Annotated in this window: 1 protein-coding gene; it reads right to left on the reverse strand. The window is 73.3% G+C overall.

The window, feature by feature from the left end; translation table 11 throughout:
• Nucleotides 1-616, reverse strand: a 616-nt coding sequence (locus FNQ90_RS25150) for an amidohydrolase family protein (RefSeq protein ID WP_182608421.1), incomplete at its 3' end; no start/stop codon positions are given.
• Nucleotides 617-883 lie beyond the last annotated feature (267 nt).

Here is an 883-nt window from a genome sequence, read left to right on the forward strand (position 1 = left end):
GGGCGGGGGCGGCGTCCAGGCGCGCGGGGTCCTCGGCGTGGACGAGGAGCAGGCCGTCGAAGGCGGCGAGGGCCGCCATCACGGTGTCCAGGCGCTCGGCGTCCAGCGGGGGGAACTCCTCGACGCCGGAGGGCGAGAGGAAGCATTTGAAGCCCATCACCCCGGCGTCGTGCAGGGGACGCAGGTCGGCGGCGTTGTCGGGGACGGCGCCGCCCCAGAAGGCGATGTCCACCACGGCACGGGGCCGGGCGACCTCCCGTTTGACGGCGAGGGCCTCGACGGTGGTGGTGGGTGGAAGGCTGTTGAGCGGCATGTCGACGATGGTGGTGACGCCACCGGCGGCGGCGGCCCGGCAGGCGGTGGCGAACCCCTCCCAAGGGGTGCGGCCGGGGTCGTTGACGTGCACGTGGGTGTCGACGAGACCGGGGAGCAGGGCGGTGTCACCCAGATCGACCGGCCGCGCGTCCGGCGGTGGGGTGACGTCGTGGGGCAGAACGGCCGTGACGCGCCCCCCTGAGACGGCGACGGCCCCGGGACGGGTACCCTCCGGGAGGACGACGCGGGTGGACCGCAGGAGGGTTTCGACGGTGGGCGGCACGGCGGAACTCCTGTTCATCGGGGTCGGCGGGCGTCCCGGGTGAGGACGGCGCCGTCCCGGGCCGGAGGAGTCGACGGGCTCGGAGGGGGTCTCGGACCTCGCGCCGGCCCGCCGGGTCGGCGGGTTCGCGAGGAAGCGATTTCAACAGTGTGTTGATGTTCCGGGGAGTCTCGGACGCCGACGGGTTCGCGTCAAGTCCCACCCCTGCGCGCCGGCGGGAAGACGACACTTCCGTACCATGGAAGCCCGGTCTTGTTACACGAAAACCACACCGCTGTCCCCGCC

Origin of the sequence: Streptomyces alkaliphilus, assembly GCF_014141535.1 — a bacterium.
GTDB classification, from domain to species: domain Bacteria; phylum Actinomycetota; class Actinomycetes; order Streptomycetales; family Streptomycetaceae; genus Streptomyces; species Streptomyces alkaliphilus.